The 25,710-nt window shown below is 39.4% G+C and carries 28 protein-coding genes; 4 read left to right on the forward strand and 24 right to left on the reverse strand.

What is annotated here, in order from left to right:
- Nucleotides 1–462: 462 nt before the first annotated feature.
- On the reverse strand, nt 463–816 hold the full coding sequence (locus MHH52_RS16860) for a hypothetical protein (protein ID WP_340003702.1): 354 nt from the start codon (nt 814–816) through the stop codon (nt 463–465).
- A gap of 426 nt (nt 817–1,242) precedes the next feature.
- On the opposite strand from MHH52_RS16860, the gene MHH52_RS16865 reads away from it, so the two are divergent.
- A complete protein-coding gene (locus MHH52_RS16865) occupies nt 1,243–2,742 on the forward strand; it encodes a stalk domain-containing protein (protein WP_340003703.1) in 1,500 nt (499 codons plus the stop codon).
- 441 nt (nt 2,743–3,183) lie between these two features.
- On the opposite strand, the gene MHH52_RS16870 is transcribed toward MHH52_RS16865, so the two are convergent.
- From MHH52_RS16870 to MHH52_RS16890, 5 genes are all read right to left on the reverse strand, one after another.
- Nucleotides 3,184–3,687 (reverse strand): HIT family protein, encoded by a 504-nt coding sequence (locus tag MHH52_RS16870; RefSeq protein WP_340003704.1) that lies wholly within the window; start codon nt 3,685–3,687, stop codon nt 3,184–3,186.
- Between the two features lie 191 nt (nt 3,688–3,878).
- On the reverse strand, nt 3,879–4,232 hold the full coding sequence (locus tag MHH52_RS16875; protein ID WP_340003705.1) for a hypothetical protein: 354 nt from the start codon (nt 4,230–4,232) through the stop codon (nt 3,879–3,881).
- Between the two features lie 383 nt (nt 4,233–4,615).
- Nucleotides 4,616–5,050 (reverse strand): hypothetical protein, encoded by a 435-nt coding sequence (locus tag MHH52_RS16880; RefSeq protein ID WP_340003706.1) that lies wholly within the window; start codon nt 5,048–5,050, stop codon nt 4,616–4,618.
- 26 nt (nt 5,051–5,076) lie between these two features.
- A complete protein-coding gene (locus MHH52_RS16885; RefSeq protein WP_340003707.1) occupies nt 5,077–5,577 on the reverse strand; it encodes a hypothetical protein in 501 nt (166 codons plus the stop codon).
- 347 nt (nt 5,578–5,924) lie between these two features.
- On the reverse strand, nt 5,925–6,965 hold the full coding sequence (locus tag MHH52_RS16890) for a PIN domain-containing protein (protein WP_340003708.1): 1,041 nt from the start codon (nt 6,963–6,965) through the stop codon (nt 5,925–5,927).
- Nucleotides 6,966–7,308: 343 nt separating this feature from the next.
- Here MHH52_RS16890 and MHH52_RS16895 point away from each other — a divergent pair, with 343 nt between their 5' ends.
- Nucleotides 7,309–8,256, forward strand: coding sequence for a restriction endonuclease (locus MHH52_RS16895; protein WP_340003709.1), 948 nt, complete (start codon nt 7,309–7,311; stop codon nt 8,254–8,256).
- Nucleotides 8,257–8,751: 495 nt separating this feature from the next.
- Here MHH52_RS16895 and MHH52_RS16900 read toward each other — a convergent pair whose 3' ends face one another.
- The 9 genes from MHH52_RS16900 to MHH52_RS16940 all read right to left on the reverse strand — a co-directional run bounded on the left by MHH52_RS16900 (nt 8,752) and on the right by MHH52_RS16940 (nt 14,338).
- Nucleotides 8,752–9,255 carry a DinB family protein gene (locus MHH52_RS16900; RefSeq protein WP_036683089.1) on the reverse strand — a complete coding sequence of 168 codons (504 nt, stop codon included), beginning with the start codon at nt 9,253–9,255 and terminating at the stop codon, nt 8,752–8,754.
- Nucleotides 9,256–9,628: 373 nt separating this feature from the next.
- Nucleotides 9,629–10,069, reverse strand: a complete 441-nt coding sequence (locus MHH52_RS16905; RefSeq protein ID WP_340003710.1) for a GNAT family N-acetyltransferase — start codon at nt 10,067–10,069, stop codon at nt 9,629–9,631.
- A 587-nt stretch (nt 10,070–10,656) separates the two neighbouring features.
- Nucleotides 10,657–10,866, reverse strand: coding sequence for a hypothetical protein (locus MHH52_RS16910; RefSeq protein ID WP_340003711.1), 210 nt, complete (start codon nt 10,864–10,866; stop codon nt 10,657–10,659).
- On the reverse strand, nt 10,863–11,066 hold the full coding sequence (locus MHH52_RS16915) for a helix-turn-helix transcriptional regulator (RefSeq protein WP_340003712.1): 204 nt from the start codon (nt 11,064–11,066) through the stop codon (nt 10,863–10,865). Before MHH52_RS16915 ends, MHH52_RS16910 begins: the two co-directional genes overlap by 4 nt.
- 95 nt (nt 11,067–11,161) lie before the next feature.
- On the reverse strand, nt 11,162–11,407 hold the full coding sequence (locus MHH52_RS16920) for a hypothetical protein (RefSeq protein WP_340003713.1): 246 nt from the start codon (nt 11,405–11,407) through the stop codon (nt 11,162–11,164).
- 325 nt (nt 11,408–11,732) lie between these two features.
- Nucleotides 11,733–12,257 (reverse strand): GNAT family protein, encoded by a 525-nt coding sequence (locus MHH52_RS16925; protein ID WP_340003714.1) that lies wholly within the window; start codon nt 12,255–12,257, stop codon nt 11,733–11,735.
- 120 nt (nt 12,258–12,377) lie between these two features.
- Nucleotides 12,378–12,695: an AraC family transcriptional regulator gene (locus tag MHH52_RS16930; RefSeq protein ID WP_340003715.1), complete on the reverse strand. Its 318-nt coding sequence runs from the start codon at nt 12,693–12,695 to the stop codon at nt 12,378–12,380.
- 367 nt (nt 12,696–13,062) lie between these two features.
- Nucleotides 13,063–13,587, reverse strand: coding sequence for a GNAT family N-acetyltransferase (locus MHH52_RS16935; RefSeq protein WP_340009705.1), 525 nt, complete (start codon nt 13,585–13,587; stop codon nt 13,063–13,065).
- Between the two features lie 223 nt (nt 13,588–13,810).
- Nucleotides 13,811–14,338, reverse strand: coding sequence for a GNAT family N-acetyltransferase (locus MHH52_RS16940; RefSeq protein WP_340003716.1), 528 nt, complete (start codon nt 14,336–14,338; stop codon nt 13,811–13,813).
- Nucleotides 14,339–14,634: 296 nt separating this feature from the next.
- On the opposite strand from MHH52_RS16940, the gene MHH52_RS16945 reads away from it, so the two are divergent.
- Nucleotides 14,635–15,447 (forward strand): class I SAM-dependent methyltransferase, encoded by an 813-nt coding sequence (locus tag MHH52_RS16945; protein WP_340003717.1) that lies wholly within the window; start codon nt 14,635–14,637, stop codon nt 15,445–15,447.
- Between the two features lie 337 nt (nt 15,448–15,784).
- On the opposite strand, the gene MHH52_RS16950 is transcribed toward MHH52_RS16945, so the two are convergent.
- From MHH52_RS16950 to MHH52_RS16985, 8 genes are all read right to left on the reverse strand, one after another.
- Entirely contained in the window at nt 15,785–16,243 is a 459-nt protein-coding gene (locus MHH52_RS16950) for a hypothetical protein (protein ID WP_340003718.1), read from the reverse strand.
- A 65-nt stretch (nt 16,244–16,308) separates the two neighbouring features.
- The gene (locus MHH52_RS16955; protein ID WP_340003719.1) at nt 16,309–16,767 is read right to left on the reverse strand and encodes a helix-turn-helix domain-containing protein; all 459 of its coding nucleotides are present in this window, start codon (nt 16,765–16,767) and stop codon (nt 16,309–16,311) included.
- A 798-nt stretch (nt 16,768–17,565) separates the two neighbouring features.
- Nucleotides 17,566–18,543: a phosphotransferase gene (locus tag MHH52_RS16960; protein WP_340003720.1), complete on the reverse strand. Its 978-nt coding sequence runs from the start codon at nt 18,541–18,543 to the stop codon at nt 17,566–17,568.
- A 243-nt stretch (nt 18,544–18,786) separates the two neighbouring features.
- Complete coding sequence (locus MHH52_RS16965) at nt 18,787–19,248, reverse strand: GNAT family N-acetyltransferase (RefSeq protein WP_340003721.1); 462 nt, start codon at nt 19,246–19,248, stop codon at nt 18,787–18,789.
- Between the two features lie 177 nt (nt 19,249–19,425).
- Nucleotides 19,426–20,277 carry a GNAT family N-acetyltransferase gene (locus MHH52_RS16970; protein ID WP_340003722.1) on the reverse strand — a complete coding sequence of 284 codons (852 nt, stop codon included), beginning with the start codon at nt 20,275–20,277 and terminating at the stop codon, nt 19,426–19,428.
- A gap of 441 nt (nt 20,278–20,718) precedes the next feature.
- Nucleotides 20,719–21,174 carry an NUDIX hydrolase gene (locus MHH52_RS16975; protein WP_340003723.1) on the reverse strand — a complete coding sequence of 152 codons (456 nt, stop codon included), beginning with the start codon at nt 21,172–21,174 and terminating at the stop codon, nt 20,719–20,721.
- A gap of 457 nt (nt 21,175–21,631) precedes the next feature.
- Complete coding sequence (locus tag MHH52_RS16980) at nt 21,632–23,251, reverse strand: sigma-70 family RNA polymerase sigma factor (RefSeq protein WP_340003724.1); 1,620 nt, start codon at nt 23,249–23,251, stop codon at nt 21,632–21,634.
- 253 nt (nt 23,252–23,504) lie between these two features.
- On the reverse strand, nt 23,505–24,293 hold the full coding sequence (locus tag MHH52_RS16985) for an alpha/beta hydrolase (RefSeq protein ID WP_340003725.1): 789 nt from the start codon (nt 24,291–24,293) through the stop codon (nt 23,505–23,507).
- 163 nt (nt 24,294–24,456) lie between these two features.
- Here MHH52_RS16985 and MHH52_RS16990 point away from each other — a divergent pair, with 163 nt between their 5' ends.
- On the forward strand, nt 24,457–25,209 hold the full coding sequence (locus MHH52_RS16990) for a YdcF family protein (protein WP_340003726.1): 753 nt from the start codon (nt 24,457–24,459) through the stop codon (nt 25,207–25,209).
- Here MHH52_RS16990 and ybaK read toward each other — a convergent pair.
- Nucleotides 25,198–25,671, reverse strand: coding sequence for a Cys-tRNA(Pro) deacylase (ybaK, locus tag MHH52_RS16995; protein WP_340003727.1), 474 nt, complete (start codon nt 25,669–25,671; stop codon nt 25,198–25,200). The two genes, MHH52_RS16990 and ybaK, sit on opposite strands and share 12 nt — an antisense overlap.
- Nucleotides 25,672–25,710: the final 39 nt, after the last annotated feature.

A 25,710-nucleotide genomic window follows, 5' to 3' on the forward strand; every position in this document is an offset into this window, starting at 1 on the left:
GTTCTGCCGTACATTCCAGCATCTTTATGTTGGTTGGTTTGAAATCATCCAAGACACCACCTAGATTAAAACAACCAGTATACAGCAAAACAGGGATGGCCTTCCTCGTTTTCTTGAGGAAGGCCATCCCTGTTTATAAGATAAGGACTTTTTCAGTGGCCTCCCTTTTAAGGGCAGCCGTTTTCTAGTTAGATATTTACGAACGGTGAAAATGAACTTCTCCAGTCCTCCTGTATCGGTAATGCATTGATTACACCCTTGGTTCTCCATATATACATATCGACCAATGGCAGAAAAATGATCCGGCGAAGCATTCACAGGCTTGGAAGAATACACTCGCAGCGCCTGCTTATTCAACTATCGTGTCCCGTTAGTCATCCATGTCGCTCACGCGACACCACAGATTATGGAAGTAATTGCGTTCTTCCATGGGAGTTCAAAGAACAGTTCATCAACAAATTATCACTTCACTCTTTCGGAAATGTTTTTACTTATTTCTTCAGGATTTTCAACACCAATGATCAACTTTGATATTTTGAACTTACCAACTTTAACGCTATTCAAATCTAAATGAAGAGTTTTAAGCTCATTTTCAAAAAAGTGCAGTTGATAACCACCATTTGCTCTAAATAACCCATTTCTCATTCCTCCTAATAAAGCACCATATAGTTTAAAAGCATTTGGTATCGGTCTACCTGTTGTTATTCCCTTAATTGAAGAGTATGGAATTTGCAACCCTTTATCTAATTTTAAAAAGGGTGAGTTTCCAAAGTCGATATTTACGTAGGTATCCATTAGTTGAATTTTACGTTCCATATTTTGATTCCCCCATTTTCAAATAATCAATTTATTTCATAATCCATAATCACATATAATACCATAAATACCTCTTTTATTCATGGAAGTCTAAACTGCCCGTTAGCACAACACGGCTGCCGATCGATGCCGGCATTGCCGTACAAGAATCAAGCCGAATCGTATTGAATAAACTCGCTTCAAGCACACTTCAACGGATTCCCCGTGCTCCAACTTACCGCCTGAAAACTCCCACATACTCGCTTACGACTAACCTGTCGACGTCGAGCGATGAGGACCTGACTTTCATCGTTCTCAATGATTGCTGCCGCTACTTGGATCAAAGTTCATTCACCCCAAAATACCCTTTGGAACTTTTTTACAACAACTTGCGTCTACCTAGTATATACCTACTCATACTAATCTTACGAAAGGGATGGACATTCCATGAGATTGCCTAATTCAATCTACAAGACTCAATCTTCACCAATCCGGCATTCCGCAGCATCAATTGCCTTTAAGCCGCTGATCATCGCCATGATCATTGTGCTTGTCGGGACAGCGATTCCCGTATCCGCTTCTGCTTCGGAGAAAGGAATCCATGATGCCTTGCAATTCACGCAAGTCGAATCAGGTAATTATTACTCGATCGCTCTTCGCAAGGACGGCTCGGTATGGACATGGGGACGCAACCTATTAGGCGAAATAGGGATACAAGAAACCGTTACCATATCGGAAACAGACGGGCCTGTTCGTCTAAGCTTGTTGTCGGATATCAAGCATATTGCTACTAGCGGAAACGGACACAATCTCGCTGTTAAGGCGGATGGAACGGTGTGGACATGGGGAACAGCACCGCATTCAGATGACAATACGATCCATTCTGTACTGCCTCAGCAGGTGGCAGGAATTATAAATGCAGTTACTGTTGCATCAGGTTCGGACTTCGGTGTAGCGCTTCGTCAAGACGGGAGCGTATGGTCGTGGCAGCGTGAGTTGAATAAGAATGATACGAACAGCGTTCGGAAGCCTGCTGCTGTGAGCGGCATTGCGAATGTAGTGCAGATACATGTATTCAACAACCAAATCTATGCCGTGAAACGGGATGGCACCGTTTGGAGCTGGAATGAACCATCACTCATGTTCAATTCCAATATTAAGACTCCTACTAAGCCTGTACTGATGAAAGGATTATCCAATATTCGTTCCGTCACTTCAAATGAGCAAGCCTTATACGCGCTAGACAAGAAAGGCAAAGTCAGGACTTTGGACGCCAAGGGAAAGCTAACTCCCGTTCAACCTAAATTGACTGTTAAAGAAGTACGAGCAGCTAGCTTTTACACACTGTTCCTAACGACAGCAGGCGATGTATATAGCTATGGAAGAACGGTTACAGGCAAGCAAGGCAAGGTTAACGGCTTACCTAAGATCAAATCGATCAGCGCAGGAACCTACCACAATCAGGCGATCTCTGAACGCGGCGAAGTATGGGGTTGGGGCGGCAACCATTTTAATTCAGTTGGCGCAACGGCAGATTCACCCGATGACATGATCTATCTCCCGATTAAGACCAATATTGCTGTAGACATCATGATTGATGGACAAGTGATCAACTCGATATTTGCTCCGCGAGTGAGTGCAAATACAGTTCATATCCCGATAACTACGATTACCCGAGCACTCGGAGCTCAGTTTGCGACCAATCAAGATCCATCGGGCACACTTTCCTATACGATTGCATATGAAGGCCGATCCTTCACGTTTCGCGGTGGGGACAGTATTATTCTAGTGGATGACCAAGCTATCGAGCTCCCTGAATCTGTATCTTCTTTAACAGGTGCTGTCGCTGCTCCTTATCAACTCTTCGAGAAGGGACTCGATCTTTCGATCACATGGGATTCACAGCTGCAGCAGTTACGGATGAATACACAGGTGCATGTACATTAAGCAGAACAGCGGATGGCCTTTGGCCACCCGCTGTTTTATATCCCTCACCAGCTATCCATTGATTCCTCGATCAAGCCTTTTAGCTAAAAAAAAAATAAGCAGGCTTCTGTAGCCTGCTCAATTTTGTGTGTTATTCAACTATCGTGTCCCGTTAGCCACACATGCAGCGCAAGCGCTGCACCACAGATGATGAAAATGGGAAAATCAGTCTATACTGCTACTATGGCTGGCGAAAAAGGTCGATAAGCTATGGTGCCTTAGAGCCCATCCGTTAGTCTGACTCCAACGACCACGGTGCATCACAGATTGTCGCTCCCTTTTGGGAAGCACTCATGGGAGATTAATCCTACTCTGGTTTTTGCACCAGCCTAGCCTTTTTTGGTTGTGGAAGGAAGTTTGTTATTTTCGCTCTATCTAACTTTATTAAAGAACACATAAGGCTCAGCCTTTTTTTAAAAAGTGTGATTCTGGGTCTTCTTTATTATGCTCTTTTTCAGGTTTTGAGCTGATTCTATTTTCATGGGAGTTAAATATTAAAAAGTTCAACTCATGTAATAACTTTTTCTTCATTGCCTCCAATGCTTCATCGCTGGGTTTAACATCATCTGCATACATGATTTCTTTAGGTGTCCACCAAACAGGAAACTTTGGGGTTGGTTCAGTCAGTCTTCTCGGGAAAATGTGCCAATGCATATGAGAATCACCATTGCCAAGAAGTTCATAATTTAACTTATCTGGTTTGAAAGCATTAAATACGGCTTCAGATACTATGCTCATTTCCACAAGATACTTTTCCTTAAATTCTCTATTTAGTTCGTGAAGTTCACACTTATGATCTTTGCATAGAAATAGTGTATAGCCTTCGAAATATTGGTGGTCTCCTATTACCACGTACCCTGTTTCTAATTCTGCTACAAAATACTTATTTGTATCTTCTTTTATCATATTGATTCGATTACAAATAAGGCAATTTTCCATTTACATCACCATCCTATAATCTTATTGTTTGAAAACAATATATCCTTTTTCCAATAGGAGATAAATGGAGAATTGTTATTAGATCATGGATTTTTGTTATCGAATACTGCCCGTTAGTTGAGAAAAGCCAGTGCGGTAGACCTTTCGGTATTGAACTATCACGTCAATCTTTCGGAGATAGTTTTACTTATTTCTTCAGGGTTTTTAACATCAATGATTAACTTTGATATTTTAAATTTACCAACAAGAAAATTATTCAAGTCAAAATGAAGGGTATCAACCTCATTATTAAAAAAGTAGAGATGATAACCTCCATTGAATCTAAATAATCCATTTCTTTTTCCTCCAAAAGAAGCACCATAAAGCTTGAAAGCATTTGGTATGGGTCTACCTGTTGTTATCCCCTTAATCGAAGAGTATGGAATTTGCAACCCTTTATCTAATTTTAAAAAGGGCGAATTTCCAAGATCGATATTTAAATGGGTTTCCATTAATTGAATTGTACGTTCCATTCGTTTAGTCCACCATTTCATAACGCTTTAGTATTTTTAAAATATATTTACATATTATACCATAGATAATCTTATTTATAGAATTTATTGAGCTAATTTACCCAAGAACTGAACATGAAACCGAATATTTCGCCGGTTGCATGATGGAATATTACATTATCCTGCCCGTTAGCACAACGAAGCTGCCGATTCATGTCGGTAGCTTCGTCCTGGTGTTATTGAGCTATAGTTTCTCGTTAGCGTAACAAATATGTCACATGGTCGTCGCACAATCATGCAGACTCCAAAACTACCTGTTCACCAAAGTCTACAAGTGGTCTAGAAAAGTTAAACTCCCAGTTTCACATAGAGTCGAGAGCCCTCCTTTATCCTATCCGAACTTCTTAGTTTATGCCGAAGAATCGTAAAATTCCAAGTAAATCTTTGTCATAATAAGCGCGATACAGGTAACAGATAATGATTAGTCCGATGGTATTCTCGAAAAATTGAATTACGTTGCCAAGTAAAGATATGAAATAGATCGACGTTGCATTCGCAGCGGCTTTATTCTTGGATTTTTCCCATACAAGAACTACCGTTGCAAGTATCGTCAAAGGCAAGTCCAGAATCACGTACTTCACAATATTGATTCCGATTGGAATTGCGATAATAATAGCCAGAATTAATCCGAAAATCCTCCACTCTAGCCCGGTGATTATGTATGCCACGATAAGTGCTGCAACTCCAAAGAATATGGAATTCCTTATAGCATCTTTGAACACTTTTCTTACAACTGCTTTGGGATTGTTAATGTCGACTGCTTGGCTTAAACCTGGCAATTTGATTCCCCCAGTTCACTCTTGATTTAATCCAGGTATTCAACAAAGGCATCAATAAATCCCGACCTGAATGCATTGACCGGCATATTCTTGGAGCCCCAATTAGCACCGAACCACTCATTAAGCTGCTCTGTTGTCGGAAGATCTCCGCAATCATCAGCTCCCCAACAATAAAAGTCCAATTTTCTCTCGTCCAATAACATTCCTGCCAATTTGCGGTACTCTTCGATTGACATTTTCTCATAAAAGGTGTCCTCTACACCGCCAGCTTCATATCCCTCAGCCGTGACATCTCCCCATAGACGACCATTTGCGTATGCTCTTTTAGATAATTCTTCATGCTTTTCTTCGCGCAGCTCATAGCCTTTATAACGGTCTAGCTTCCCGTAAATGCGCTCGGATACATTAATCTCCCAGGAGAGTACCTGAAAAACTCCAAGAAGGACCAAAATTCCGATTGTCCAAGTCTTAATTGTTCTTCTGATGAAAACCAGTCCTTCTTTTAGTGAATTGAATTCTAATGGCATTCAAAAAATTCATCTAAATTCCTCTCAACTTAATAAGGTGAATGAATTGTCCGAAAAAAATAAAGCTTTAGACTGGATTCGTTGAGATTCTATGCGAATTTCTGAATAGCAACACCGTCAAACTCCCGAATAATTAATATTAGACTGAATTCAATATAAACCAGCGGCAGTCTTGGGCTGGAAATCAAGTTCTAGATTGCTGTTATTGAACTAACGTTTCTCGTTAGTTCACCCAGTTTTGATGTCAAATAATGCGGAAATATCCATATAAGCTTTTTAACCTAAAACTTATATGTAAGTGGCAATACTCAGCGCCAACAAATTGAGCTCTTAAGAACAGGTCAATCTTAGGTGTCCAGCATATCCCACTCATCACCTAGGATCCATCGTAACGCTGACAGTTTACCGTTAATCATTCCCCATTCGAAATCATTCCATGGTCCCAAGTTTTCTAGCCCAAATCTTTCCTCCACCTTAGCTGCCGCTTCAAGTGCACCTTCCCAAATATTCCGCTGAATTGGTCGAGTAGCATGATTTTTTATGGGGAAGTCTTCCTTCTCCACAATAAGAATGAGTCCAGCTTCAATTTTTTCTCGTCTGATCTGATGTCGATTGTACCAGACCTTGGTTACTAGTTCGTCAATTTCCTTGATGATTTCAGTTAATCTCCTTGGCTCTTCGTTCCAATAATACTCATCGCTTAACTCTTCAATATGTTCGGGCTGGATGTGTTGTAATGCCTCACTTAAGGAAATAAAATAATAGGATTTTGAAATAGCAAAACAATTTTCTATATCTGGGTGAGGCAACTTCTTACTTGCTGTTAGATGGCTGAAATCACTAGTGTTGTGGGAAATAAATGCAAATTTACTTCCAGAGGCATCTTCTTCGTTAATCAAGTCCGAATAAACTTCTATTAAAATTGAATCACCAATTCCATTACGCTGCCTATGAAAGGGGGCGCGGTTTTCAATAGCACGCTGTGCAGCTCTAATCTTTACTGAATCTGAGATTTCAATAATTGAACTCTTGTTAAAGATCTTATCAATCCAACTAACTGTTTCGATTGCTGCCTCGCCTATAAGAGGCAAACGATGGTCAACATCGTTAAGTTGTGATATAACCACATTCTTTTGTTGTGGATCGCCAAATTTTTCAACAACGTCCTTTACTCTTTTTAGAGTACTGGAGATACTTCGACTACTTTGTTCAATTACACGCTCTTTATTTCGTGCGAATTCATCAATTATGGTTCTCGGCAAAATCAACTCAATTTCACCTTGAAGAATTAAATCATTAAGAGCTGCTAGTGTTGCTTGTTGTTGATAATCCTTGGCCATGTCAAGCCAAACACAAGTATCAATGAGCACCTTATACAAGAGGTTCACTGCCCTTTCTGAAAATATTTCAAATGTGAAGAGTCGGATTAGGCTTTCTCGGCACTTTCCTGTGCGGTCTTCTGCTATAGACCAATATTATCCACTCAATTAGACTCATGTCAATTACATTTGAAAGCTAGCAATATTGGTTTAACTATGCTGCCCGTTACTTCAACGAAAACAGCAGGCTACCGTAGCGTCTGCTCATTATTGTGTATCATTCAACTAAAGTTTCCCGTTAGATTTATCAGAAAATCAACAATTTAACAAGGAATAAAACCAGCGCGTGATATACTGAAAGATGAAAGGGGGAGAGCATATGGAAAGGCACTGTCCAATACATAAAGAAGAGATGTTTGAGAAAATCGAGAACAACAAAATCATGGCATTTTGCGTGGACTGCGAGATTGAACGCATCTATAAAGCGGAAGAACTGAAGTACCGCACTTCTTTTCAAAAAATAATAGATGAAAACAAAGTCATCATGAGAAAATACAAGGACAATCTTGCTTCAGAGCTCGTCAAATATCTAGCGAAGAAAATGTTTGCATGCATACTTGGCGTGGGTTTGATGTTTGGCGTCATGGGATGGTGGGCTTCGATTTTTATACAAATAGCGCTAATTTCTGTAGAAGCCTTAGCACAACGCTTCTTGGGTTGGCAGTTTTATAAGGGTTTTGACGATTATTGGATATCTGCCAGCATTTTCATCGTAATAATATTTATCTTTTTTTGGCGTGACGACGAGATGAAAATGCCCGAACCACAGCTAATTCCCGAATTGGTACCGCCAGACCGTAAGATAATTAATGACGATGTTTTAATTGAGGCAGAAAAGCAGATATCAATAGTTACTGCTTATAAAAAGCGAATACTCGAAGAATACATACTCATAGCTTCTGACATCCACGAGGTGGACAAAATGGAAGGCGTGGAATTTGAGCTTTTTTTAGCGGACGTATTCCGACGGAAAGGATATATGGTGAAATTAACGCCAGCAAGCGGCGACTATGGCGTGGACTTGATAATCATGAAAGGTGAAAGTGAAATCGCCGTCCAATGCAAGAGGTACAGCGGAACCGTTGGAGTTTCGGCTGTGCAAGAAGTCTTTGCGGGCAAATCGTTCTATGATTGCAATGAGGCAATGGTGGTCACGAACTCCACCTTAACGGCGCCCGCCGCCAAAACAGCGCGCAAACTTGGCGTTACGCTGTGGGACCGAAGCAGATTGATTGAAGAACTTGCCCAAACGCAGGCGTCTATTGAGTTTGAGCATTACTTGGAGCGATATTACGCGTGAAAAAAACCCTTTTAGTAATTTAAAAGCTGCGATTGTTTTATATAACAATATTTATTAGCATTTATCGGAATTCCTAGCTATATCTTTATCTAGAATGCCACTACGTTATACTGCCCGTTAGGTTAACAAAAATAAGCAGGCTTCGGCAGCCTGCTCAATAATATGTGCTATTCAACTAACGTACCCGTTAGCCATCCATGCATCCTCTGCAATGCACCACAGAGCATGAAAGTTGACCCGTTCTTTCATGGTAGTTCAATAAATCTTAACCTCAATCCGCGTGGCTCAACTTACCCGTTAGCCATCCATGCATGCTCTGCAATGCACCACAGAGCATGAAAGTTGACCCGTTCTTTCATGGTAGTTCAATAGAATCAACAGTTTCAGTCCGATGGTATCCTCTTGTCTATGATTCAAGCCACCACTTTCAATCCTATGATAAAATACTTATAAATCCCACTATAGCCAAACGGCCAAAGCGGATATAATCTTACTCTAAATTACTGGAGGTAGCGCTCCGTACTCGGCCCACTGCTCTTTTGTCGGGCCGTAAAGATCCGGCACACGAAGGCCTGCCTGACGCATCAGGACTGTCATCTGACCACGATGATGAATCTCATGCTTTACGAGAATATCCAGCATTAAGCCGTTTGGCCATTGATCACCATACATATCGCTCATGATAAGCAGATTCTCATCTTTCCAACTGGACTGTATAGCATCAAGGAGCGCTTGTGAGGTCCTCTTATAGACTGACGCGATGTCTGCTGCCGAAGCTGGCACCGGCATATCTTCGCCCGGTCCTTCGAAAGACAGTCCCGTCCGAGATGGCATTTCGTGCAACGTCTGTACAAGGTGCCATGCAACACGTCCAAGCGTTCTATGATCGCTTGTTATCTGTTGGCCAAGAGACTCGTCGGTCAGCATCTCCAGTGTCCGCATTGTTGCTTCCGTTTCATTCTGCCAAGTTGCGGCAAAATCTTTAATGTGTTTATACATATCCAACATCTCCTTTTTGTAATGGAATCAAGTTTATTATACCGAACATTAGTTCGCAAGTAAATATTTACATTTACTTAAACTACCCCCGTTAACCAAACGAAGCTGCCGAAGATCATTGCGCTAATCCCGAAATGTAATTAACTACGTATGGTTAATACTTTTGATCATTTTGTTTACGCTAGCCTGCCCGTTAGGTTAACAAAAATAAGCAGGCTTCGGCAGCCTGCTCAATAATATGTGCTATTCAACTAACGTTCTCCGTTAGCGGAATGACCTTTACCTTATTTTCGATAAGGTTCACCGCGCTATATGTAACGGCAAGTTTTAAGTCCCTCCCTTTCGGGGTGGTTCTTTGATAGATAGCAGCACGTTACGTCAGGTGCATAAAAATGGTCTCCATTGCTCCCCAAGGTGCTTCTTTCTCATCTATCTTCACGAAACCATATTTTTCGTACAAATTAACATGGTCACTGACAAGGTATACCTTATCAAAACCCAGTTCCTTCGCGTATGCCAAGGCAGATAAAATCAACTTTTCACTTAATCGATTGCCTCTGTACTGCTCTCCCACAAACACAAACCCGATATAAGGTGTATAGGAAACATCAGGTATACAGTCGGTTTTTGCTAAAGTGCAATAACCAGCAATGTGATCACCATCAAGTGCTGCAAAAACTCTTTCCCAGTCTGAAAAATGGCATTTTTTCATTTGTTTCGCTAAATTGACTCCTGCATTCCATGAACAATTCTGCGCATACTCAGCAACGACTTGCCACAACTTATCGCTATAAATAAGCGATTCTATTTGCATAAATACTCTCTTTCTTAAAGGCAGCCATCCGCTGGATAGCCCTTTGTCTTTTATTTTATTAATTGCTCTCCGTTATCAAAACAAGTGTTCAACTCTTATTCATAACTTAACAGTACAACACTTGGTATGAACTAACATGAAAATGATTATATTTGAATTTGTACAACGTCCATTGGTACTAACCTGCCCGTTAGCCACACATGCAGCGCAAGCGCTGCACCACAGATGATGAAAATGGGAAAATCAGTCTATACTGCTACTATGGCTGGCGAAGAAGGTCGATAAGCTATGGTGCCATAGAGCCCAACCGTTAGTCTGACTCCGACACCACGGTGCATCACAGATTGTCGCTCCCTTTCGGGAAGCACTCATGGGAGATTAATCCTACTCTGGTTTTTGCACCAGCCTAGTCTTTAGTGATTGTAGAACGAAGTTTGTTGTTTTTCTGTCTGCCTAACTTTATTTAAGTACACATAAGGCTCAGCCTTTTTTTAAAAAGTGTTTTTCTGGGTCTTCTTTCTTATGTTCTTTTACTAGTTTTGAGCTAATTTAATTTTCATGGGAGCTCAATAACGAACATGTCTTTGTCATTGCGTTTTTCTTTTATAGAAAACTTTTGACCACAAGAAGACTGTATTACCTATCATCAAGATTGGAAATTCCCAACCTGTTTCACCTTTAGTGAAAAAGTTGAATAAAGACCAAACTAACAATGCTAGGGTAAAAAATATATATGCATTTTTGGCGGATTTTTCAGTTTGGCATTGTTCCATTTCATCAGCTTTACGCAGTTTCATTTTGAGTCCTCCTCGAAAGTAAATAATTTGTCAACTGTAGTTTCAAGATGAAAAGATAATCTAAATGCCAAAGTTAACGTGGGATCGTATTTATCATTTTCAATGGCATTAATGGTTTGTCTTGTAACGCCGCACTTATTTGCAAGGTCTTCTTGAGATATCTTCATTCTTTTTCTAATATCCCTAATGTTATTCTTCAATAAAAAATCACCTTACCTTCTAAATGTAAAAAACTTTTTACATTTAGAATCATAAAACAACGCAGAAATAATGTCAAATTGTTTTTACATTTCGCTTACCTTCCTTGTTGTATTCTACTGCCCGTTAGCGTAACAGGCTGCCGATTATGCCGGCAGCCTGTTGTCGTTGTGCTATAGTTTCCCGTTAGCCATTCATGCAGCACAAGAGCGGCGCTGCACCACAGAGGATGAAAATGGGTACCCCTGTCTATACTGTTTGTACGGCTGGCGAAGAAGGTCGATAAGCTATGGTGCCATAGAGCCCAACCGTTAGTCTGACTCCGACCACCACGGTGCATCACAGAATGTCGCACCCTATATGGGTAGCACTCATGGGGGATTAATCCTTTTTTTGGTTGTTGCACCAGCCTTGCCTTTTTGTTTGTTGTCTATATGATGTTTTTTGTGCTTAATAGATCTAACAATCTCTATATGATTACTCAAGAGGCTCAACCTTTTTTTAAAAAGTGTTATTCTGAGTCTATTTTATTATGCTCTTTTTCAGGTTTAGAGCTAATTTAATTTTCATGGGAGCTTAATATGATATGCTTCAACGCTCGGAAAGCGGCAGCTAAGAAGCTTCCTTCAAAAAACTAGTGTAAAATCACTTTTCAAGCACATCCGCCCTTACAGATTCATTTCTCGATAATCACTGTCCAGTATACTGTAAAAGAATTGATTTACCCATTTACCTTGCCAGGATAGTTCTTCTCTAAATACCCCTTCTCTGACCATTCCTGTCCTTTCCAACACCTTGTATGAAGCGATATTGAATTCATTGCACATAGCAACCACTTTATGCGCATTCCAATCTTCAAAAGCATACTTCAACGCTATTTTTGCAGCTTCTACAGAATATCCATGCCCTCGATATTCAGGAAAGATACAATAACCAATTTCCCAACTTTCACGCTCTTTTACATACCAATGAATATGCAGTTCTCCTATAGGTGTTTTTTTTGGATCATCAAGCTTTATTATGTATTGTTTATACCAATCACTATTAATTTTTTCTACTACATTCTTCCTAACTGCTTCCTTATCGGATGAAATAGAATCTTCGAAGTGCCATAAGGAAGTGCAAGTTTTTTTATCAACAATGAATTCTACATCGTCTAAAGTTGCCTGAGATAATATAATTCTTTCTTTCAAATCTTTTCACCATCCAATTTGGTTTTATTGTGATTTCAGATAACGGATTATTAACGAACTTCTTAAATAACTCTATATGTAGAGTATTCGTGAAATTATTGAGCTATCCTGCCCTATCGCTTAACAACAACAAGGAGAAACTGTCGTGGAAACAACAGGAAAGTATAAATACAATTCTCCACTACTATCTTTTGGATTATAAAACTCTTGAATTGCTCCGGAAATTACATAATTGTTCTTTGGCACGTAGTTCGAAAGCATGTGTTTCAAAACGTCTTGATATGACTCCTGCGTACATTTAGACACAACATATTTGAATGCAGGGATAGTCCACTTCGTCCATCCATTTGGAGGAAGTGAATCGTCAGTAACTTCGTATTCTGCTAAATATTTACCTCCTTCCTTCCACCTTTCAAAATTTCCACTCAAGTCACTCATCGCTCCCCAAACCCCCACATTATTTCCTTCCGCATCTGTGCCTTCAATGTATTCGGACTAAACCCCTCGAGTCACTTGTCCGCTTCATAATGACGCCAAAGTTCGCTTAAAATCATAATAAAACCTCCTACTAGAGCAATTAATTCTAGTTTGCTTCTAATAGGAGGTTTTAGAATATTGATTAAACTAGCGTTCTCCTTTAGTTAAGCGACTTCACACACTTTATGATGCGGTTCACCGTAATGTATCTAAACACAAAGTGCAATTTGACCACAAAATATTTATCAGTCATAAAGACAAAACCACTCCTGACGCAATGGAGTGGTTTCTTTAATTGAACTTCTCTTTTATCAAACACTAGGTCTTGTTACACATCAATCCAGAATCTTTTTATAACGTTTCCGTCTTCTTCCACATATCTTGCGTCTGCTACTCCGCCATTCTTTAGAATTGTTCTTTCAGATGCTAAATTACTTTCATCGCAAACAACAAGGACTTTATTTATCCCTAGTTCCTTTGCTTTTTCCAATGATGATGCTAATAATTTAGTTGCACATCCTTTTCGTCTTTCCGATGGGCGGATTCCATAACCTATATGCCCACCACAGTTCAGCAGTTTTTGTGTCAATTTATGCCTAATGTTCACAGCACCTACAATTTTATTATTGTTTGTTACTAACCAAAATGTTGTGTCAGGTACCCATCCCTCTGGAAGACCTTCTCCTGTTGAAGAATCAACTAAAGATTGAACCATCGCTTTAAAATCTGAAGGGTCTTTACTTATGACCCAAGGAACCATATCTTCCCCGCTTTCTACCCACTCTTGATAGAATAAGAGGTATTCATTCCTTAATTCCATAGTTGGACTTACCAAAAACACTTCACTCAACATAATCCTCCAACTTTCCATTATCATTTTTATTAATGAAATCCACGCTTTTGGAAGCATCCTTTATAATTACATATATTGCAATTTATATCCGTGTTGCTATCGCTTCACATTTTACCCTTAGTCTGTCGCTGGAAGTGCTTACGGTTTATGTGAAAACTGCAGCCGATCGTATGGCCGACTGCCGTCATTCGTGATTGATCTATTGTCTTCAGCTAGTTAAGTTTCAAAGTCTCTTAATCATATGTATGTCATTTGGTTCTTTTTCAAATAACTCTTCATCAACTTCTGACGTGATTCTAGAATCATGACTTGAATAAAACTTTACGGCGGATTCAGTTTCAGTAGAGGAGATATATAAGTACTCCGCTCCTTTTTCAATTGCCTCTTTACTTAACGCGTCCAATATTCGGCTAGCTATTCCTTGTCTGCGGTACTCGCGGGTTACATACATAAGATCTATCTGAAGTTGGTTATGCTCTTTCCCTCTAAATTTATTAGCTAAGACACCGAATCCAACCAATTTATCCCCATTGTACGCACCGAACGCCGTCCCACCGTTGTTGAGTTCATGCTCATACCGTGAAATAATTTCATTATATTCGTCTTCTACCCAATTAGGGCATTCATGCTCTGCCATAATTTCCTCAAGAAATCCGTTCTTGCATTTATAGATGAGATCTATCGTTTCTGAACGATCAATATCACGTAGCCTAAAAGAATCTTCGAATTTCATTTGACTGACTGAAATCATACTTCCCCTCCTGAAAATGGCATCCACATTATTCCATATTAGGTGAGTATTCGATCATCTGCAAGGTTAATTTTCTTTACAGTAATTGAAGTATCCTGACCGTTAGCGTAATAAGTCTGCGAGATCAAATGGATGCCGGATGGAAGATTTTAGGTGGATGTATTCATAGAAAAATGGTACATTATTTGGGGATCAATAGCGCAGAGTGTTCGTGTTCGATATGTGTTATTTGGATAACGCGCAAGTCGGGATATACGTTTAGACTCATATTATTTATATTGGAGGATGGTACCGACATGGATAAGAATTCTGTTTATAGAACAAACATTATAGGCGCTGGCGAGGTTGGCAGCGCCATCTCGGTCGACATGGACAAGAATGTTATTCATGAAACAAACAGCTTATTTTGGGATACAAAAGGAAATGATATTTTAGGAGCAACCGCACTTCCTTTATATGGAGCATTTGTCTCAGAAGAAAAATGCCAACTTTTTGGCGATGTTTCAGGAAAAAAGATGCTGGAGATAGGCTGTGGAAGCGGTCAATCTTTGCAATATCACGGGGAACGCAAAGCATCTGAACTATGGGGTATGGATCTATCAGAAAACCAAATCGAAAAGACAAGGCAATATTTGACGGCGTGCGGTCTTTCAGCAAAATTAATCTATTCTCCCATGGAAGAAAAATGTGGCATACCTGAAGATTATTTTGACTTTGTTTATTCGATTTATGCGATAGGCTGGACAACCGACCTTGAGGGTACTTTTAGCAGGATTGCTTCTTACCTAAAAAAAGACGGCGTATTTATTTTCAGTTGGTCTCACCCTATACACAAATGTGTTGTTGCAGAAAATGATATGCTTGTTTTTAAAAAATGTTATTTCGATGAATCTTGGTATTCGGTATCTCTTGACGAAAGTACGCTAACACTATCGGACCGTAAACTATCAACTTATGTGAATGCGCTCTCAAAAGCGGGTTTTGTCATTGAAGAAATGATTGAGCAATCTGATGATGAAATTATGCAATCGCGAGACGATAACGACGATTTTGCAAAAAAAGCAAAGATGCTTCCTGTAACTTTTGTAATCAAAGCAAGAAAACTATAGTAATCAGATAGGTTAATCATGACTAGTTATTAATATATCGCCATTCAAATTCAACATTTCCCATAGTTCTATCTCATCTTGATTTGAGTATCCAATCGAGATATTATAAAGCACATTGATTTTCTTAATAACCATTAGTAGAAGGTAGTTGAAGATAACTGCCTTTTTATTAATGTTTCTCCTTTTTCAGCACTATACAATCGTATTACTGATAATTTTGAAGAAACCATGGTCAAGACCCTTCAAACGAATACAAAAAAGCCGCCACTATGGCGACTTTTTATGTGTGTATGTTCTTGTCCTCTGACAGTTGTCATATTCAAAATCCCGTGTGGCATCAACTAGCGTTATTTAATGAATCTTTTTCTCTTAAATCTTCGAAATTCCTCTTATCCAATTTATAATCATCTTCCTTTATGAGACCAGCTTTATATTGAGCATCTAAAAACCGTAGCTCTTCACTCCAAATTTTGTCGCTCAACTGAAAGTGTTTTTCACACTGCTCTGCTGTTAAGTCATCCAGAATTTTCGGTTCTTTATTTGGATCTTTTGTATTATCAACGAGAATTCCATAATCTAGTTCTAATTTCTCAAATTGTTTATACAGTTCGTCTAATTGGTTTCTTTGTTTCATTAGCGAATCCACTTTTGTGCTTGTAATACTTGGATTAATTGATTTGAGATACGTTAGCTCCTCTTTGGAGACTTCAGGTTTTGTATTTGTATTTGCAAATGTATAAGTTGAAAATCCCATTGCCATAACGATAGCTAGTGTTGTGATGGTCACTTTTTTCATATTACTCAATTCCTTCCATTGTTTGATATCAGAGTTTGCTATGAATCCAATAATTTTCAGTAAGTCTACTCCAACGATTTTATCAGTTCCGTAAATCTTTTTTCGATTTCATCCAATTCAAATGAACTACATATTCTACCGTTCTCTTTATCTAGCATTCTATAATGTTGAGAAAGAACATTTTGTTGTATTTTATAACCATTTAACTCTCTTATTTGTCGCCACCATACTTTCCCTCCTAGAGTCTTGGGGGGACTATTGGTGTAATGTGTAAAAGCGACTGTCTTGATAATTTCGTTAACAGCATCCCCAAACGTCATCTGGATAATCTCGCTATGTTCAAAAAGCGTTGCGACACAAACTGCACCTGCCCATGTGAGGGTGCTTCTACCTTTTTCGATTTCTACTAATGTTTTCTTTGATAAACCGATAATTTCAGACATTTTGTCCTGTGATAAATCGTTTTCAATACGGATGAGCTTTATTTTAGCATTTACCAGTTTAATAAACTCTTTTTTATCCAAATGATCTCCTCCCTCTTGTTGTAGTGTAATAATACACCTATATGGAGATTTAGTCAATAATAGTGTAATAGTTCTGTGTCATATTTCAATTTATTGCATCAATTGTTTCACTATGTATCATGTTATTGCCTATTATGGTGTTATCTATTTTAATAGCTCTTACAGTTTGGGATTGGTGATCCATACCGACAAGATATGAAGTCAATAGTTTACCAATGAAACTATACTGACCCCAATAATAGAAACAGCGGCAGCCTTGGATGGGAAAAAAAATCCTAGACTGCCACTGTTTTATTGAGCTATCTTGCAACGCTTTGATCTACCTCATACAAGGTCGTACTCAGTGCCTGAATAAATGGCGTACATTCCCCTGTCTTATAAAGCAAAAGCCGATGCATTGCGCACGTACATGCAGTATAAAAGAGCTTACGTTCGCTTTCCCGATTGTATACTTGATGGAGTCTTACCGTTGTGAACTTCAATTTAACAGCTCATCTAGGGAGTTCGTCAGGAAAATGCGGATTTACAACGTTAAGGAAATTCCAAGTTAAAAAGCCTTATCAGATTCTAAAATCATATTTCTCTCTATAACCCCTCTACCTCATAACAGCCAATAGCTTTATTGTGTTATATAACTGGCGCGACGGAAGTTACTTACGATACAACTCCTACAGAAATACTTATAAAACCAAAAACACCAGTTCATTCTGGTTGATCCTTTTTTTCATTGTTCAAAGAACGTATAGTTTTAGACTGCCTTTGCTTTATTGAACTAACGTTCCCCGTTAGATGAACAAACTACTCCCAGTAAGGAGTACCACTTAAGAGAAATTCTTCTTTATTTACATATAACTTAAATTCCCGACTTGCTAATTTACTAATGTGACTGGGTAACCACTCATTAGATTCAGGCAACCCAAGCCAAAAATTCATTGTTTCGAGTTGGGCTGCTAAAAAGAAGCCTTCCAATTGTTGAACATAGTTATGAGGCAGGTCGAATTGTTTTTCGTATGATTTTAGCAACTGGCTTCTGAACGCTGGGTGGATATAAGAAAGTGTCCAACCTAAATCGAATAAATAATATCCGAACCCGCAAGCTCCAAAATCAATGGCTCTAGCTTCTTGTTCATGAAACACAAAATTACTTGGAATCAAATCTGCGTGAATTATCCCCCAATTGCCAGGTGTTCTTTCTATGTCGTTCATCATTAAAATTGCACACTCTCCGGCCAATTGCAGAATTTCCACATCATTTTTATTGAGCTCACCACCGTTAGCAAGCTGTTTGAGCTTTTCTAATGATTGTGAAATTCTAGAAGTATCAAAGGACGGTCGAGTAAATGATGGCGGAATCTTCCAAAAAGATGATTGTTTATGAAGCTTTCCGATCAATTCGCCTACGCACTCGGCATCATTGACTGTTGGAACAAATTGTTTTTGCTCACCATCAACCCATTTTACCAATGTACAGTTCATTTCGGCTATCTTAGTAACATATTCACCAATGTTATTTTTTATAGGTGATGGCAACACCAGATCAGTATCATTTGTTAATGATTCCAGCCAAATCATTTCTGAATGGATGACTTTTTCCTCAGACCAAATACTTTCCATCGAATCATTTTTTGATAGATGTATTCGCAAACTGTAGCAGTTACTTTCTTTATCTGTCACTTTATAGATGGTGTTTGCATTTTGGCCAATATGAGCTATTGATTGATAAGTAATTGAATAACAATTTAATGCTTCTATTGCAATATCCTGAGTATTTAGCACGGTATCTTCCCTCCCCTTGAAACAACCGAATAAGGACATTGTACCACAATATTTTCCAATAGTTTAGGATAAAACTCTTATATTTACATTTTATCCATCACTTAGTTTATTGAGGTAACCTGCCCGTTAGCCATTCATGCAGCGCAAGAGCGGCACTGCACCACAGAAGATGAAAAATTATGCTCTTTTTCAGGTTTAGAGCTAATTTAATTTTCATGGGAGTTGAATAATGGAAAGTATTAATTATTCAAGCTTTAACTTATATATAGGTTGCTGATAGCTATTTACTTGATTTTGGCTTATAAACCCCGCTTTCTCATATAAATCGATAGCTTGCTTGTTTTCTTTCTCTACTGTTAAAGATATAACCTTACATTTACGGTGTTTTTCTTTTATAAATTCAATAATTTTATTTAAAGACTGTTTTCCGTACCCTTTACCTTGAAGTGCCTTATCAATCTGAAATCCACAAATCCAATAATTATCCTCACTGTCTGGTGTATAGCTAATATAAAACGCACCAACAATTCTATTATTCTCATACAAAACATAAGGGTCTAAAGCCTCATCCCAAGGTTTTATATAAGCAAACGCTAGTGATTCTGCAACATTAGGAACAAAAGTTTTTTGGCTCTCGTGTACTGATAGCTCAAATGCTTCTTCCCAATTATCCTTTGTAATTTCTTTAATACAAATATCATACATTTACAGGTTTCCTCCTAATATATCAAATATTTATATTTTACCACATAAATCCATCCTAGTTTCTCTTGAATTAAACTGCCCGTTACTTCAATGAAAACAGGGAGCAGCTACCGCAGTAATCTGCTCCCTGGCTATTCAACAAACGTGTCCCGTTAGCGTAACAACAAACTCCTTGTGCTACTCGATTGAATGGTTTGAATAATTGAATCTTTGCAAATAATCACTTATTATACTCTGATCCTGATGCCACCATAACATTGGATAATTATTGTTTTTCACAAACCCTAACTTTGTCGCTAACTGGATCGATCGTTGATTACCTGCGTCACAATTATAATTCGGTACTAAATTATGGTTCAAACAATGTTTGATAAAAGCTGTACCCGTAAGTGATGCTAACCCTTGATTCCGGTATTCCTCCACGGTTACAATATCGAGATCTGCGTACCCTCTACCTACAAAAAAAGAATTGCAAATACTTGCAAAATGATCATCCTTCAGAACGCAATAACCAAACCCTCGATCCATAAACTGTTGTGCCGAACTCCATAGCGAGTCATATGAGGAGTCCATTTCATTCTTATATTTATCGAACAGCGTATCGTCCATTCGTTCCAGTACAAATTGTTCTGGCAATGCGTTAAGGGTTTTTAGATGTTGGAATTTGGATAGATCGAAAGTAAAAGAAGATCGGTGTAATAATACAGTCTTTCCCGCTAATCTTTCGCTAATTTGAAATAATAGTTCTGGTGTTGAAGCATAAAGATCGTAGTAATTTGAATGGTTTTGATCATTTAGCAAAAAACCAACTACATCATTCATGAAGCGTTCATTGTCTCCACTCCTGGCCAAAAAATATTGTCCATATGAATTGATAATAAGACTGCAGGTAGGATTTACGCTGGAATCAACAAACACTTTTCCAGATTGATTTTGGTCAATAACGGAATATGCGAACACAGGTTCATACGCTAGATTTTTCAGCAGCGGCAAAACGTTAGCGTACTCTTCTTTAGATAATTCTATCATTTCATTTACTCCTTCTAGTTAAGGTATTTGATTCAACTAAATGTTTTGAATGAAAAAAATATCATCAAAAATATGGACAGATGTAAGACGCAAAGAACTCTTGGCCATAAGCAGTTTATAAGAGCAGAACTTACTTGGTGTATTTTACCATGTAAGTGGAGGTAAAGTATGGATATAACTAAATTATCCTGCCCTTTCGTTGAGCAAATAAAAAAACGGCTGCCGAAGCAACCGCTATTCCACTATCGTTTTCCGTTAACGCAATGACCGTAATTCTACAAGTTCACCGTAATATATCCAAACACAAAAGTACAGTTGACCACAAAAAATATATCAATATATAAGCACAAAACCACTCCTGATAATGGAATGGATTCTTCGTTAGAACTTACTCTTTTATTTACTTTGTTCCTCAGAAAAACTAATAAATCCCCTTCCCATTTATGTGCGTTTAATAAAATCAACGAATGTTGCCAGAGGTTTTATGTTTGGTGGGTTTATTTCCTGCGGCAAATTATCAATGTCAAACCATTTAATTTCCAAAGTTTCGTCGGTTTCTGATAATAACTTCCCTGAAAAATCATTGCACACATAAATGATTCCTATCATGTATACTTCATCGCCGTTGGTGTATGTATACATCCTATCATCACCTGAGAAAACCCCTAATAGTTCAAGTTTATTGGCAACTAAGCCTGTTTCCTCAAATAACTCACGTTTTGCGGCGTCTTCGACTTTTTCACCCATTTCAACAACACCGCCATGCAATGCCCAACACAAATTATCTTTTCGCTTCTGCAAAAGCACTTTTCCATCTTTATAAACGAAGATACCTGCGCCCACAGCAATCAACCTGTCATGACCAATTTTTTTTCGTATGTTTTGTATGTATCCCATTGGTATCCCACCTTTCGATATGCCTAATATAAATTCACTACAATTTAATTACTTTAATTACCATCATATTACCATATAAATGCTAGCCAATCTGATAAGTTGTACGATAATTTATGGTGGACCATGCCAAACTTTAAAGCCATGATTGCGTTATCCTGCACGTTAGCCAGACATGCAGCGCAAGCGCTGAACCACAGATGGTGAAAATGGATCGACGAATCTGTCCATACTGCTACTATGGCTGGGAGAGGAAGGTCGATCAACTATGGTGCCTTAGAGCCCATCCGTTAGTCTGACTCCAACGACCACGGTGCATCACAGTTTGTCGCTCCCTTTTGGGAAGCACTCATGGGAGATTAATCCTACTCTCGTTGCTGCACCAGCCTCATTTTTTATTTTCAGCTTTGAAAGGTCTTTGGTACTTTAAATATTTCATTTTCTTGTGATTAATTTGAAGCTAGCTTTGATTCATGAACATGATTGTGGAAATGCCATTTCTCCGATGCGGATCAGGAACTTTTAACATGCTGATGTCGACTAAATATTTGAGTACGAAAGCAAGTATTGTTCCCGACGCCATGCAGTTCTGTGACCAGTAACGCACATATTTATGCGCATGATCTGGTTGTCCATCGAGGTTCACTTGATAAACAGCTTGATCTAATTTCGTGGCAGCTTCTTTGATTCGTTCGGACGGTTGCGGAATCGCCGCATGCAGTCGTTCTCCTGTTTGCTTATCCTTGCAATAAACAATGTTAACTTCAAGGTCAGATTCCGTTCGCAGCAAATATTGTTTGTCGAAAAGACGGCGATAGGCGTCAATGTTCACATCGTTTTGCGGTAAATCTCCATTGATCACATGCATCAGACTGATGAAATCCGAACTCAGATTGTCTCGCCAACTGTCCTGTCTGCCGCACCACCACGTATCGACCTGCCATGCCTTTAGTGCAAGCTCATCCGAATCCCGATTCATATCTCCACTATAATAATATTGTTTAGGATCAAAACTGACGTCAAATTCTCTGTGGATCGTTGCATGAGCGGCGTAATGGCCGCCATCTTTGCGGCTGACGGAAACCTCTTCATGGCTAACCCTATTGAGTTCTTTGAAGCTCAATTGATTACCAGCATACGGAATGAGGCTCCACAACAGTAGATTGACATCGCCGCCTGGAATGTAGACACCTGTCTCTTGGAACACTTCATCCATCGAGAAAAACATTTTGAAATAATGCTCAACCGCAATCTCCGCATATTCTTTGAACAATGGGTACAGTACCTCGCTTTTCATTGGGGACGGATCATCAATGTACATATTGGTACGATACTTTCTACCCGATAATTTATCCATAAAACCATATTCTTCCAGTAGTTCGATTTCATCCTCGATAAATACAGGTGAAATGCCCAGTTCTTCGGCGATTTCATTAACCGTGAGCGGCTTGTGATAAGTTGAGAAAGCGATGTTTTGTCTGATCGCCGTCGCTAAAAAGTCGGCGGTGTCGCCTTTGGTTCCTGGGGATCCGTTATGCCCTAAACCTGTCATGCGAATCGGATTGATGCCGAGATTACCCATCGATCGAATTGTGTTCATCTTGTGTTTCAGCTCCTTTTTCGCTTCGAATAAGTGCCATTTGATCGTGCCGCTAGAAAGACCCATCTCAGCCGCGATTTCGCTAATTTTCATTCGACCGTAATAGTACTTGACAACGATTTCCCGTTGCTGGTGAGATAAAAAAGCTATTTCCCGCCGCAATGCACCAGCCGTTTCTTGACGGATGATCTCGTCGAAGCCCTCGTCTCCGGCCAACACCTCATAGTCATCAATCCGCATTTGGTTGGAAGCTTTTACTTTCTCGCCTACGAATCTCGCCCACACATAATGCGCAATCTTAAAGACGTAGCTGTTCAGATCCAGTAACTCTGTCTTTTTGAGAAGCGCTTGGTATACTTCCAGCGTAATTCTTCCCGCCAGCTCCTCAGCTTCGGCGATCTTTCCCGTTTTGTTCAAAGCAAAACCATATAGCGGCTTGATGTAATCCTTGATGACACGGTCAGCATGTTGTTTATTCATGTTCTAAAACCCCTTCTTATCGGTGGCACTCAAATATATACTGCAGCGAAAACGAAAAAGGTTGGGTAGTTTAGGAAAAACTTTTTTGTTTCGGACGCACCCTTGTAATGACTATGTATCTAACAACTTCCTGAGAAATATTAAACATTTATTCAACTATCCTGCCAAATAGCTTAATAAAACAAGGAGCAGCTGCCGCGGCAATCTACTCCTTGTTTCGATTAACTAACCTTTCCCGTTAAACGAATAAAGCCTATAACATCATATTAGCCCTTAGGAAACGCTCGGTCTCATTAATTGTTCTTTCGTAAGGTATATTTTCATGCTGACCAAAGTTAAAAAATCCATGACCCATACCGTCAAACGAAATCAGTGTACAGTCGTTATCTCTCTGTTTCATCTTCTCCACGAAGTCTTTAACTGTTTCATGTCGAACATTCTCATCCAATGTACCATGGAATAATATAGACGGCGGCAAATCACTTCTAACATGTTGTATAAGCGAAGCATGAGAGAGTTCTTCTGCTAAGCTTGGGAACATTGTAATAAGTTGGATAGTGTCCACTCCACCGTTAAAAACAACTACAGCATTTGGAACACAACTAATTGCTAAGTCATCAGAATTATCATTAAATTGTTCCAGCATCGCACAGCAAAGGCTTAAATAACCACCAGCAGAGGCACCTGCTACTGTAATTTTATTAGGGTCAATTCCTAATGAACTTGATTTGTTTCGGACCCATCTAATTGCTGATTTCGCATGAAGTATACAATCGATTGGTGAAAATAATCCTTCAACTTGAAGCGGTCGATATTCAACACAAATTGATAAATAACCTAGTGAAGCAAAATGATTGGCGTGGTTTTGAAATTGATTCGGTGTGACTTTATTGGTTGAAAATCCCGCACCATGAAAAAACAGAATTGCAGGTCGCACCTTCATAAACTCGGGATTTGCGTATATAAACAACTTTAACTGACCGTGCTCTAGCGTAGTTTTATACAATTGCTCTTCAACAGGAAAACTAACCAATCGTCTCACCTTCCTCAATGGTGTATTGGGAAATCCTCCGTTCCCAGTCTAGCTCTATATTTGGTATCTCATCAAATAAAAAGACCGTTCCGGTCTTTAGTGCAACTTAGAACACCCCATCTCATGTTACAATACAACCTGTACTCATATTTTACGAAGGCGGTTGATACTGTTGATTTACATCATCAAATTTGTATACAGCTTTGTGCTTCCTCCAGGCCTATTCATCATTCTTCTGCTCGGTCTTGTCATTTGGTTATGGAAAAAGAATCGTCGTCCAGCACTTGTTCTGCTTGGCGTTACACTGCTTATGTATTTCTCCATGACTCCTTTAGTCAGTGATGCGTTAATCGGAGGTTTAGAACAAAAATATCCACAACCGGATACATTGCAAGGAGATGTCATCGTCGTGCTTGGTGGAGGCGCAAGCTCTGGGACACCGGATATTGATGGCGAGGGCAACTTATATGGATCAGCAGCGAATCGGCTAATTACAGCTCTACGACTACATAATGCCAGTGGTTTACCCATCCTATTCTCTGGTGGACAAGTCTTCTCTGACAGCGGTAATGAAGCGGATATCGCCAAAAGACAACTGCTCGGACTAGGCATCTCCGAAGCGGATATCCTGACCGACAATCAATCCCTCAACACGGAGCAGAATGCTGTAAATACCGCCGCAATCCTACAAGCGAAAGGACTTAAGCGTCCTGTTCTAGTCACTTCTGGCTTTCATATGCCCCGTGCGATGCAGCACTTCAAGAATGCAGGGCTAACAGCGCAAGCTTATCCTACTGATTATATCGCCAGCGCTGAATTTTCGCTGCAACCCTCAAAGTTCACTCCTTCGCCAGGAGCAATCTCCACTACAGGCACAGCCTTGAAGGAGTATTTAGGTCTTCTTGTTGCTCATCTATTTAATTAGATCTGTGAATTTTGCATTTATTACCCCAGCAAGAACCTGCGGTGATACGTCCATTTGCTGACCAATCTTTCCAGCACTGACGGCTATCGTTTCCAGCCCTTCCGCGCTGATGTCAATGAACGTTGGATATAGCTTTTTCATACCGACTGGTGAACATCCACCACGGATATAACCTGTCCACTTCTGCAAATCCTTCACTGGCAACATCTCAATCTTTTTCTCTCCGGCGGCCTTGGCCGCCTTTTTTAGATCAAGCTCTTCGGCAACTGGAATTACAAACACATAAAGATTTGCTCCACTATGAGCGACCAAAGTTTTAAAAACCGTCTCTGCCGCCTTTACAATCTTCTCCGCAACTGCCGTACCATGGATTAGTCCATCCTCGTTGTCATAAACAAACACTTCATATCCAATTTTCTTCGCATCTAGAATTCGTATCGCGTTGGTTTTGGTTACTGCCATATCTGATCTACCTCTCTATAATCTATTCGATATTTTATG

The organism is Paenibacillus sp. FSL K6-0276 (genome assembly GCF_037977235.1).
GTDB lineage: Bacteria > Bacillota > Bacilli > Paenibacillales > Paenibacillaceae > Paenibacillus_AQ.

Bases quoted from the DNA above. Each gene is read 5' to 3' on its own strand.
- MHH52_RS16860 (WP_340003702.1), bottom strand. From the start codon at position 816: ATGGAACGTAAAATTCAACTAATGGATACCTACGTAAATATCGACTTT.
- MHH52_RS16865 (WP_340003703.1), top strand. From the start codon at position 1,243: ATGAGATTGCCTAATTCAATCTACAAGACTCAATCTTCACCAATCCGG.
- MHH52_RS16870 (WP_340003704.1), bottom strand. From the start codon at position 3,687: ATGATAAAAGAAGATACAAATAAGTATTTTGTAGCAGAATTAGAAACA.
- MHH52_RS16875 (WP_340003705.1), bottom strand. From the start codon at position 4,232: ATGGAACGTACAATTCAATTAATGGAAACCCATTTAAATATCGATCTT.
- MHH52_RS16885 (WP_340003707.1), bottom strand. From the start codon at position 5,577: ATGCCATTAGAATTCAATTCACTAAAAGAAGGACTGGTTTTCATCAGA.
- MHH52_RS16895 (WP_340003709.1), top strand. From the start codon at position 7,309: ATGTTTGAGAAAATCGAGAACAACAAAATCATGGCATTTTGCGTGGAC.
- MHH52_RS16900 (WP_036683089.1), bottom strand. From the start codon at position 9,255: ATGTATAAACACATTAAAGATTTTGCCGCAACTTGGCAGAATGAAACG.
- MHH52_RS16905 (WP_340003710.1), bottom strand. From the start codon at position 10,069: ATGCAAATAGAATCGCTTATTTATAGCGATAAGTTGTGGCAAGTCGTT.
- MHH52_RS16910 (WP_340003711.1), bottom strand. From the start codon at position 10,866: ATGAAACTGCGTAAAGCTGATGAAATGGAACAATGCCAAACTGAAAAA.
- MHH52_RS16930 (WP_340003715.1), bottom strand. From the start codon at position 12,695: ATGAGTGACTTGAGTGGAAATTTTGAAAGGTGGAAGGAAGGAGGTAAA.
- MHH52_RS16935 (WP_340009705.1), bottom strand. From the start codon at position 13,587: ATGTTGAGTGAAGTGTTTTTGGTAAGTCCAACTATGGAATTAAGGAAT.
- MHH52_RS16940 (WP_340003716.1), bottom strand. From the start codon at position 14,338: ATGATTTCAGTCAGTCAAATGAAATTCGAAGATTCTTTTAGGCTACGT.
- MHH52_RS16945 (WP_340003717.1), top strand. From the start codon at position 14,635: ATGGATAAGAATTCTGTTTATAGAACAAACATTATAGGCGCTGGCGAG.
- MHH52_RS16950 (WP_340003718.1), bottom strand. From the start codon at position 16,243: ATGAAAAAAGTGACCATCACAACACTAGCTATCGTTATGGCAATGGGA.
- MHH52_RS16965 (WP_340003721.1), bottom strand. From the start codon at position 19,248: ATGTATGATATTTGTATTAAAGAAATTACAAAGGATAATTGGGAAGAA.
- MHH52_RS16970 (WP_340003722.1), bottom strand. From the start codon at position 20,277: ATGATAGAATTATCTAAAGAAGAGTACGCTAACGTTTTGCCGCTGCTG.
- MHH52_RS16975 (WP_340003723.1), bottom strand. From the start codon at position 21,174: ATGGGATACATACAAAACATACGAAAAAAAATTGGTCATGACAGGTTG.
- MHH52_RS16980 (WP_340003724.1), bottom strand. From the start codon at position 23,251: ATGAATAAACAACATGCTGACCGTGTCATCAAGGATTACATCAAGCCG.
- ybaK (WP_340003727.1), bottom strand. From the start codon at position 25,671: ATGGCAGTAACCAAAACCAACGCGATACGAATTCTAGATGCGAAGAAA.